The sequence below is a fragment of the Pseudomonadota bacterium genome, assembly GCA_039196715.1.
In the GTDB taxonomy this organism is placed as follows: Bacteria; Pseudomonadota; Gammaproteobacteria; order CALCKW01; family CALCKW01; genus CALCKW01.
The window spans coordinates 1-9,702 of sequence record JBCCUP010000117.1 but is presented as its reverse complement, the minus strand read 5'-3'; the positions used below and the strand labels follow the sequence as shown (position 1 = coordinate 9,702).

9 protein-coding genes are annotated in these 9,702 nt (G+C 59.4%); 7 read left to right on the top strand and 2 right to left on the bottom strand.

All coding sequences use genetic code 11. The annotated features are described in order from the left end of the window. The 3 genes from AAGA11_21835 to AAGA11_21825 all read left to right on the top strand — a co-directional run. Window positions 1-340 (top strand): SMI1/KNR4 family protein (locus tag AAGA11_21835; GenBank protein ID MEM9605515.1); only part of this gene is annotated, 340 nt, incomplete at its 5' end. Window positions 341-454: 114 nt separating this feature from the next. Then, window positions 455-715, top strand: coding sequence for a hypothetical protein (locus AAGA11_21830; GenBank protein ID MEM9605514.1), 261 nt, complete (start codon window positions 455-457; stop codon window positions 713-715). An 864-nt stretch (window positions 716-1,579) separates the two neighbouring features. After that, entirely contained in the window at window positions 1,580-2,536 is a 957-nt protein-coding gene (locus AAGA11_21825; protein MEM9605513.1) for an acyl-CoA thioester hydrolase/BAAT C-terminal domain-containing protein, read from the top strand. 380 nt (window positions 2,537-2,916) lie between these two features. Here the strand turns inward: AAGA11_21825 and mgrA are convergent, their stop codons facing one another. Beyond that, window positions 2,917-3,948 (bottom strand): L-glyceraldehyde 3-phosphate reductase, encoded by a 1,032-nt coding sequence (gene mgrA, locus AAGA11_21820; protein MEM9605512.1) that lies wholly within the window; start codon window positions 3,946-3,948, stop codon window positions 2,917-2,919. A 295-nt stretch (window positions 3,949-4,243) separates the two neighbouring features. Between mgrA and AAGA11_21815 the strand changes: the two genes are divergently transcribed. The 4 genes from AAGA11_21815 to AAGA11_21800 all read left to right on the top strand — a co-directional run bounded on the left by AAGA11_21815 (window position 4,244) and on the right by AAGA11_21800 (window position 7,696). Further along, entirely contained in the window at window positions 4,244-5,365 is a 1,122-nt protein-coding gene (locus tag AAGA11_21815; protein ID MEM9605511.1) for an NAD(P)-binding domain-containing protein, read from the top strand. Between the two features lie 41 nt (window positions 5,366-5,406). Next, entirely contained in the window at window positions 5,407-6,393 is a 987-nt protein-coding gene (locus tag AAGA11_21810) for an arsenic resistance protein (GenBank protein MEM9605510.1), read from the top strand. A gap of 149 nt (window positions 6,394-6,542) precedes the next feature. After that, a complete protein-coding gene (locus tag AAGA11_21805) occupies window positions 6,543-7,253 on the top strand; it encodes a glutathione S-transferase family protein (protein MEM9605509.1) in 711 nt (236 codons plus the stop codon). 44 nt (window positions 7,254-7,297) lie between these two features. Further along, window positions 7,298-7,696 (top strand): VOC family protein, encoded by a 399-nt coding sequence (locus AAGA11_21800; protein ID MEM9605508.1) that lies wholly within the window; start codon window positions 7,298-7,300, stop codon window positions 7,694-7,696. Between the two features lie 48 nt (window positions 7,697-7,744). Here the strand turns inward: AAGA11_21800 and AAGA11_21795 are convergent, their stop codons facing one another. Next, window positions 7,745-9,643: an ABC transporter ATP-binding protein/permease gene (locus AAGA11_21795; GenBank protein ID MEM9605507.1), complete on the bottom strand. Its 1,899-nt coding sequence runs from the start codon at window positions 9,641-9,643 to the stop codon at window positions 7,745-7,747. Window positions 9,644-9,702: the final 59 nt, after the last annotated feature.

Genomic DNA, 9,702 nt, shown 5'->3' with positions numbered 1-9,702 from the left:
TCGAATATTTGGCGAGGATGGGACAGGTGGATACGCTGCATTTTGGCTTGTTAGGGACAGTGAAGACGTCTTAGAGCAACCAATTGTTTTCCTAGGCTCAGAAGGCGCGAGAGGGGTCGTGGCATGCTCCTTTAATGATTACCTTTGGCTGCTTGCCGTCGGAGTCGGTCCAATGGAAGCAGTGGAGTACGGACCCTCCCCAACTAAAGTGGGCGATAAATTTGTAAGCTTTGCAAAACTGCACTCGGGGGCACCAGAGGTTTCTCCAGAGGAGGTAGTTCAGCGGGCCAACGAGGAGTTTCCAGATTTTCCGACTTGGATTGATAGTTTATGCAGGTAGAAGAATTTTTTTCGGAAATGCCGCCTAACAAGCGCATGCAGTCTGACCACCTCACGGCTACGCCGTTCGTTGGCGGCTGATGCGAGGCGTTAGACAGTCAATTAGAGGTTGTGTATGGCACCAAGTACTGCGGAATCGGCCCGGCATGTGCGCGATGGTGCGATAGATGCAATTTATGCGCTCGACGATGCATTGCGGGAGGCCTTGATAGGGCTAAGTGATAGTGAGCAGGAGAAGCTGAAGATAGAATTTGGGAAGATCATGGGTGAGTTGAGTCTGAATTTGATAAATCCTGTGCTTGAAGCATATCCGGAGTTAGTACTGGATAAAATCGAATGGGCGAATGTGGCTAAGACTCGTGCACAATCGCGATAAAATGCTGTCTAACAAGAGCAGGCAGTATGCTCCCTATGGTCGCCGGAAACGCTTACCGCGCGCCCGCTGCTGCGAGCGTTAGTTGGCGTCATGGATGTAGGTTGGGAAGGAGTAGTATTAATCTGTCTCGGCTTTATTTGGCCAGCCGCATTTGTGGTTGTCTGCAAATTTATAGCTAGGAGAAGGGATGCAAGACTGAACGGTTTTCTAGCGCTTGCCACTAGCTACGCCGTTTACATTGGCGCTTCATATTCTCTAACAATTCCTCTTCGTGTTATGGGTGTAGAAAGATTTCTGGAGAGTACGGGTGAAACGTATGCGTATACGGTGCTTTTCGCTATGTTTAGCCTCGCAATAGTTATTTCCACAATTCTATTATTATTAATCTTTCGCAAGATGGAAAAACAAAATGCCACCTGACCAGTGCATTGAACCCGTTCTCTTCGGTGCCTTGACACTGCTACCGCAACGCGGCTTATTCCGGCGCAAAGAAGCGTGATGAGTGTAAGTATCGAGATCAACATCTGCGGAGACGTCAACCGCCAACGCACGATCGCTGAGCTTTCGGAATCCGATTCAGGTTTATTTATTGGGCTCGTATATTAAGATCCAGAGGGATAGAAGCAGGAGATCCCCGATCACCTCTTGTCTGAGGCTGTGCTTTCTGCTGCTCAACGGGCTCGGGTGAGACTCTTGGAGTACGTAAACCGTCTCGGCGAGAAAGCGCCCCGCGGCTTGACGATGGCGGGACTGTTTCTCTGGCCCATGGAAAAGACCGACGGCACGGCCATGGGCAGGACGATCAGGTAGGGCGTGCTTCTTCGTGGCACGCCGCCTGATGATGCAGCTAGCGAGAGGTAGGCCATGAAGAGTAAAGTGATCCTGTGCTATCTGATTTTCTTTGTTGTATATGTCAATACCGTTTCTGCATTTGAGCACGTAGAGGTCACTGATAGTGGTCTAGTAGGGGATTTTTACTATAAAGAAGGCGTGGTCGAGCAGCGCCCTATTATTATTTTCGGTGGGTCCGATGGCGGCAATTTCTTGCGCCGGAACGATCGATACCGGGGTGTCCTTGAGGATCTTGAAAAGGAAGAAAATAGAGGCTACGCAGTTCTTGCTTTGTCTTACTTTGATTACAGTGACGTTGGTGAGCTGCCTTCTATTCTGAAAGAAATCCCGCTGGAATATTTTAAGACCGCGATAGACTGGCTCGCCAAGCAGCCGGGAATTCATGGGGGTAGTGTCGCGATGTACGGGACAAGTCGGGGAGGCGAGTTAGCGCTCCTGCTGGCTAGCCATTTCACAGAAATCGATGTGGTGATCGCGGCGTCTCCCAGCGCCTATGTCTGGGGGCCCTATCATCGAGATCCATCTGTTCTGGACCACGAGATCAAAATAAATCCATGCGGCTCGGCTTGGACCTTTAGAGGTGAAGAAATACCGAGTATTTGCAGCGGTAGTCTGGCATCCTTCGACCCTTGGTATGGCATTATTGACGAGCCGAACTTTACAGAAAACGCTGTAATCCAGGTAGAAAAAATGTCCGCATCGACTTTGCTGCTGTCCGGCAAGTACGATGACGTATGGCCTTCAATGGAAATGTCTAATCGGATTATCAATCGCTTGAATCGGTTTCACTATCCCCACGCGCACAGGCATCTGGTCTATGCAGCAAGTCATGATGTATTTTGGGCGAGCTGGAAAGATGTTTTACTATTTTTAAAAGAACACTTCCCCGCTCAATCTGGTAAAGCAGCGCAAACAGGGTCATCCATGGAACGTCTTGTCACGCACGCCGCTGGTGATACCAAACGTTAGCTAAAAGTAGAGATGGTGCAAACGGTCGAAGACATCGTCCGCGAATCCAGCGTCAATCCCGAAGCGAAGCGTTGAAGGGTTCGGTGTCGCTGAGGCGAAGCATCGAGCGAGAAGTACAACGCGGAATACGCACACCAGAGCAATATGTGCTGTTGTAGAACTCTGTTGCAGCTGTTCCGCGATGGATCACAGCTCCGGAACGAGAATGCCAGCGAAAAATTGATCTGATACCCAATCCACGGACACAGAATCGGTGGCTGTTAGGTCAGGTCAGGTCAGGTCAGGTTGCGAGTAGTAAACCTAACCACATTCGGCTTGCTGCGCTGCGGTGCCAAGACTCCCGTGTAATGGTTTGGATAAACCGCGTGCTCAGCACGCCCTCAATCCGTCTGCGACGACTTCGCCCACAAGTTGATGTCTTCTTCGATGGCGTACTGATCGATTTCGGTGAGTTCGTTCGGCGTAAAGTCGAGCTTGCTAACCGCGCCGACGCAATCGACCACCTGCTCGGGCCGGGATGCGCCGATCAGCGCAGAGGTGATGCCGTTGTCGCGCAGCACCCAGGCGATGGCCATCTGTGCCAGGGTTTGGCCGCGACCGCGGGCGATTTCGTTCAGCGCGCGGATGTTGCCGAGGGCGCGTTCGTTGATGAAGCCGTCCAGCAGGGACTTGCCCTGGGTGGCGCGGCTGCCTTCAGGCACGGCGTCGAGGTACTTGTCGGTCAGCATGCCCTGCGCGAGCGGCGTGAAGGCAATCGAGCCCACGCCCAGCTCGGTGAGGGTGTCTTTCAGTCCGTCGCGTTCGACCCAGCGGTTGAGCATGTTGTAGGCCGGCTGGTGAATCAGGCAGGGCGTGCCGAGGTCGTTCAGGATCGCGACCGCCTGACGCGTGTGTTCGGAGTTGTAGCTGGAAATACCGACGTAGAGCGCGCGGCCCGAGCGCACGATGTGGTCGAGCGCGCCCATGGTCTCTTCGAGCGGGGTGTCGGGGTCGTGGCGGTGGGAATAGAAGATGTCGACGTAGTCGAGCCCCATGCGCTTGAGCGATTGGTCGCAGGACGCGATCAGGTACTTTCGGCTGCCCCACTCGCCGTAGGGCCCGGGCCACATGTCGTACCCCGCCTTGGAGGAGATGATCAGTTCGTCCCGGTGGCCGGCGAAATCGGTGCGCAGGATGTCGCCAAAGGCGAGCTCCGCGCTGCCCGGTGGCGGGCCGTAATTGTTGGCGAGATCGAAGTGTGTGATCCCGAGGTCGAATGCGGTCCGGCAGATCGCGCGCTTGGTGTCGTGCCGTGCGTCGTCGCCGAAGTTGTGCCAGAGGCCGAGGGACACAGCGGGCAGTTTCAGCCCCGAGCGACCGCAGTGGCGGTACGCCATGGTGTCGTAGCGTTGCGGGGAGGGCGTGTAGGTCATGGGATGAATCTCGGCGGACACTGCCCGGGTGTGTGCTGGCGACGGTGTGGTGCGTGCGGAGGTGCCGTGCGCTGTGCTCGGGTGTGCCGCGTGTCTCGGTGGCGGTGGTGGAAGTCTATCGTGGAACCGCGACTGTGGTTTGAGCCCGTCGGTGGCTTTCGGAATCCGTGGTGCGGGCTGGTGCGTTTCGTGTGATCAGCGGCAAGCGAAACACGGCGACACTGTCAACACGCGCCCTCATGGGATTCGTAATGTTATAATATAACACTTCTCTAAAGCGTGTCGGGACGCTGATGTGAATCAGGCAAAGGTGGCCATCGTGGGGGCGGGTCCGGCCGGCCTGGGCTGCGCCGTGCTGCTCAAGCAGATGGGCATTGCGAAGGACGATCTGGCGATTCTCGAGACGAACGTTGTGGGCAGCAGCTTCGAACGTTGGCCCAACGAGATGCGCATGATCACGCCCTCGTTTCCGAGTAACGGGTATCACCAGACCGACTTGAACGCGATCACGCCGGACACCTCACCGGCGTTCAGTTTGGGCAAAGAGCACCCCAGTGGCGCAGAGTATGCGGCGTACCTGCGCAGCGTTGCTGCCCACTACGAGCTGGGTGTTCGGGAACACACTCGTGTCGACCAGGTGACGCCGCAGGACGGAGACGGTTTTGTGCTCACCGACGGGTCGGGCAATGCACTGCATGCCCAGTACCTGATCTGGGCCGGCGGGGAGTTCGCTCGACCGCGCCTGACTGGGTTTTCCGGAAGTGAGCTGTGTCAGCACAACAGCCAGGTGGGTTCGTGGGATGACTGCCGTTCGGATCATTACGCCGTGATCGGGAGTTACGAGAGCGGGGTCGATGCCGCTTTCAATCTTGCGATTCGTGGCAAGCGGGTGACCTTGCTCGACGCCAACAGCGGGCGGCCTGACACGTTCGACCCGAGTCGGGTTCTGAGCCCCTACACGATGGAGCGGTTGGCATCCATGGCGAACATGGAGCTTGTCGAGCTGGAGCAGGGTTTCCGGGTCGACGCGGTCCGGGCCGTCGAGGGGGGCTATGACATCCGGTCAACCACAGGGAAAACGTGCCGCAGTGTGGGCGTGCCGATCAATTGCACCGGTTTCGAGGCGCACTTGGGGCCCGTTGCGGCGTTGTTTGAGACCGCAGAGGACGGGTCGCCACGGGTGAACAAGTACGATGAATCAACGCGTCACCGAAACCTGTTTCTGACCGGTTCCAGACTGGTGCACGGGAACGTCGTGCTGTGCTTCATTTACAAATTTCGCGGCCGCTTTGTTGCGCCCTGCAGCATCATCGCCGCCGAGCTGGAGCTCGATACAGCGATTCTCGACCACTACCAGCAAGCCGGTATGGTGCTGGACGATTTCAGCTGTTGCGAATCGCAACAGTGCTACTGCTAGTGGCTGGTCGAACCGGACTTGTCGCCGTGCTGACCGGTCTGATGGCGTCGGTGCCACGGACGTTGGGAGGCACGACAAGCCTTCTCGTTCTCGCGATAGCAACAGGTTCGCTGGTGGGCGGCGCGTCGCCAGGGCTTGCTCAGACTGCGACGCAGTGGATCGACCCGGTTTTGTTGGTTCTGATGTTCCTGCTGTTGTTCGAGCTGCCCTTGGGAGGCGTTCTCCGCGGGGCGACTAACGTGCGGTTCATCGCACTGGCGTGGACGCTCAATTTCCTCGTCATACCGTTTGTTGGCTTCGCTGTTGCCTCGCTGTTCCTGGGCGCGGAGCCGCTCTTTTTCTTGGGGTTGATGATCTACTTCGTCGCGCCCTGCACAGACTGGTACCTCGGCTTCACCCGGTTGGTTGGCGGCAATGTAGCGTTGGGTGCAGCCTTGCTTCCGATCAACATGGCGACGCAGCTGTTGCTGTTTCCGGTGTACATGACGGTGTTCGGCTCAGGAAACGTGCACCCTGTCGAGCTGACCGCGTTGGTTGAGTGGTTCTTTCAACCGCTTGCAGCGGCGATGGCAGCGCGACTGCTGCTGCACCGTATCGTCGATCGGCTGCTCCCAGTCTGCTCAGCCGCCATTCCGGCTGTGTTGGCGCTGTTGGTGGCGTTGATCTTTGCCGCGAACGTCGACTCCCTGCCCGCGCACCTGACCATCGTGCCGCAGGTGTTGCTCGCCGTGTTCTGTTTTTTCTCGGTCACCTTTGTGTTGTCCGAATGGGCAGCCAGAGTGGTTCGACTCGATTTCCCGGAACACAGCTTGCTGTCCTTCACGACCGGTGCGCGCAATGCACCCCTGATGTTGGGCTTGGCCACGGTCGCCTACCCGGATCAGCCGCTGATCTACACGGCCATCACGATTGGCATGTTGATCGAGTTTCCGCATTTGGCAGCCATGAAGTGGGTGTTCCTGAATCGGCGGAAACGCGGACCATCTCGTCGATCTGTTCAGCTTGAGTGGCAAAAGGGTCGGCCGTAGGTGCATTCGTCACCACCCGTCGGTACCATCGCCGGCAGAGTGGAATGTGGAGTGAAGTGGGTGACGTTCCGTGCCTCCGGTTGTAAGACAGCCTGTCTCTTCTGTGTCGGTGTTCAGTCCTCTTCCAGCGCCGGAACGAGGCCGGTGCGGTGACCGGTCGGTACAGGCTGCTGGGCTCACCGGACAGTGCCAACCTCGTGGTCCGCATGCTGCTGCACGAGCTGGACGCGCCCTTCGAGACGGTTTGGCTCGACCGCGCGAAGCGCGAGCACAAGCAGGCTGACTACCTCGCGTTGAACCCGCAGGGGCTGATCCCGGTGTTGGTCGACAACGGCCAGCCGATCTTCGAGACGGCGGCCATCCTGTTACACCTGTGCGACGCACACGCGGCCATGGCACCACCGTCCGGTGTTGCGCGAGCGCGCTTTCTGCAGTGGCTGGTCTACCTCTCCAACACGCTGCACGCGGACCTGCGCGCGTGTTTCAACGCCGACGACTACGTCGACGGCGCGGTGGCAGAGGCTGCGCTGCTGGACGGCATGCGCCGGCGTTTCACGGGGCACCTGCAGTTGATCGAGGCCGAACTCGCCTCGACCCCGGAGGGCCCCTGGTTTCTGGGCGACGCGTTGTCGGCGCTCGACGTCTATCTCGCGGCCCTGTGCCGGTGGTGGCAGTTGTACCCGTCGCCCTCGGCAACGGCGCAGATTGACGCGGAGACGCTCCCGCTCGTGCACCGCCTGCTCGAGGCGCTCGCGCAGCGGCCGTCCGTCGTGGCGGCGTGCGCCGAGGAACACATCGTTGCACCGTTCTTCATCAGCCCGGTGCTGCCCGATCTGCCGGTGGATCAGGTCACCGGCTGATGGCCTCGCTGCCAACCCGTGTTGAATTGACTGGAGTGTCCCGCATGTCCCACGCCTTGATCAGCCACATCACCTTGGGCACCAACGACTACGACACCGCGGCGGCGTTTTACGACGCCGTGATGCCGCTGCTCGGGTTCATTCGCGTGCCGAAACCGCCCGGCAAGCCGCCCGCCTACGCGGTCGACGGTGAGATGCCATACCTGTATTTGTTCAAGCCCTTCGATGGCCGGCCTGCCACCTGGGGCAACGGCACGCACGTGGCCTTCCACGCCAGGAGCCGACAGGTGGTCGACGACTTCCACCGCACCGCCCTGGCGAATGGCGGTCTGGACGAAGGTCCGCCCGGGTTGCGACCACACTACAGCGAACACTACTACGCGGCGTACGTGCGTGACCCGGACGGGAACAAGCTGCAGGCGGTCTGCTACGCGGAGGCCTAGACTGCCGTTTCACGTTGGGGTCGACGCTCTCTTGCGTCGCCGCGCAGCTCAAGGCGAGTGGTTATCAGCCTGCTTCTGCTGTTGCTCCCACATGCCGGCGTACACGCCGCGCTGCGACAGGAGGGCATCGTGCGTGCCCAACTCCGCGATGCGGCCGTCACGGAGCACGACGATCTGGTCGGCGTCGACGACGGTGGACAGCCGGTGAGCAATGACGATAACCGTGCGCCCCTCTGCCATGGCGTGCAGGCTCTCCTGGATTTCCTGTTCCGTGTGCGTGTCCAACGCCGATGTGGCTTCATCGAGAATCAGGATCGCCGGGTCCTTGAGCAGGGTGCGGGCAATGCCAACACGTTGTTTTTCCCCGCCTGAGAGCTTCAGGCCTCGTTCCCCGACACGCGTCTCGTAGCCGTCGGGCAGGTTCTCGACGAAGTCGCTGATCTTGGCGGCCCTCGCCGCTGCGGTGACGTCGTCTGGCGTCGCGTCCGAACGACCGTAGGCGATGTTGTAGAAGATCGTGTCGTTGAACAGCACGGTGTCTTGCGGCACGACGCCAATCGCGCGATGCAGGCTGTCCTGCGTCACATCCCGAATGTCCTGACCGTCGATGCGAACCGCGCCCCGAGCCACGTCATAGAAGCGAAACAGCACCCGGCCGATGGTCGACTTTCCGGAACCCGACGCCCCGACGATGGCGACCGTCTGCCCTGCACCGACGGTCAGGTCGAACTCGTCCAGGATGGTGCGCTCGCCATCGTAGCTGAAGGCCACTCGGTCAAAGTGGATTTCGCCGCCCGCCAGTTCGAGCTCGGTGGCGTCGTCACGGTCCGTCACTTCGACCCGCTGCTCCAGCAGCTCGTACATCTCGCTCATGTCGATCAGCGCCTGGCGGATTTCCCGGTACACGTAGCCGAGGAAGTCGAGCGGCATCATCACCTGCATCATGTAGGCGTTGACCATCACAAAGCCGCCGACGGTGAGTTCACCGAGGGCCACGTCGCGTGCCGCCAGACACAGCACCAGCACCAAACCCGCGTTGATCACGAACGATTGGCCCAGATTCAAGGCGGCAAGCGAGCGGACGGAACGGATCGAGGCGTGCTCGTAGCCGGCCATGGCGGTGTCATAGCGCTCGGATTCCAGACGCTCCGCGTTGAAGTACTTGACCGTTTCGTAGTTGAGCAAGCCGTCGATGGCCTTCTGGTTGGCCTCCTTGTCACGGTCGTTCATCTCGCGTCGGATCTTCACCCGCCATTCCGTGACAACGGTGGTGAACCAGACGTAGAACACCACGGTGACGGCGACAACCATCACGTAGCGGACATCGAAAACCACCACCAGGATGACCGAAATCATGAGCAGCTCGAGCAGCATCGGCGCGATGCTGAACAGCAGGAATTCGAGCAAGGTCGCGACACCCTTGACGCCGCGCTCGATGATCCGGCTCAAGGCGCCGGTCCGCCGACCGAGGTGGTACCGCAGCGACAAATTGTGGATGTGCGAGATCGTGGCCCGGGCGATTGTGCGCAGCGCCCGTTGCGCGACCGGGGCGAACACCACATCGCGCAACTGTTGGAATGCGACGTTTGAAAAGCGTGCGATCCCGTAGGCGATGGTCAAACCGATCGCGCCGATGGCGAACACGCCAGCCACGGACTGGGCCTTGCCGGCGAGCTGGTCGACAGCACCCGAGTAGAGAAACGGCAGGCCCACTGCGATCAGCTTGGCGCTGATCAAGGCGGCAATGGCGAGAACCACGCGGCGTTTCACCCAGGCCTCGCCTTTCGGCCACAGGTAGGGCGCGAGGCGGCGAATGATCCGCCAGCCGCTTCGTCGGGCGGCCTGTGCCTCGAAGGGTTGCTCGGTGGTCAGGGAATCGGGGTCTGGACGCTCGGCGCCACCGTCAATGGGGTAGGCGGGTGCGGTCTTGTCCTCAGTGCTAGGCATGGCCGTCTCGCCGCGTGGGACGCGCTGGTTGTGCTCCCGACACACGTGTGGGATGCGCG

Bases quoted from the DNA above. Each gene is read 5' to 3' on its own strand.
- AAGA11_21825 (MEM9605513.1), top strand. From the start codon at position 1,580: ATGAAGAGTAAAGTGATCCTGTGCTATCTGATTTTCTTTGTTGTATAT.
- AAGA11_21830 (MEM9605514.1), top strand. From the start codon at position 455: ATGGCACCAAGTACTGCGGAATCGGCCCGGCATGTGCGCGATGGTGCG.
- AAGA11_21795 (MEM9605507.1), bottom strand. From the start codon at position 9,643: ATGCCTAGCACTGAGGACAAGACCGCACCCGCCTACCCCATTGACGGT.
- mgrA (MEM9605512.1), bottom strand. From the start codon at position 3,948: ATGACCTACACGCCCTCCCCGCAACGCTACGACACCATGGCGTACCGC.
- AAGA11_21800 (MEM9605508.1), top strand. From the start codon at position 7,298: ATGTCCCACGCCTTGATCAGCCACATCACCTTGGGCACCAACGACTAC.
- AAGA11_21810 (MEM9605510.1), top strand. From the start codon at position 5,407: ATGGCGTCGGTGCCACGGACGTTGGGAGGCACGACAAGCCTTCTCGTT.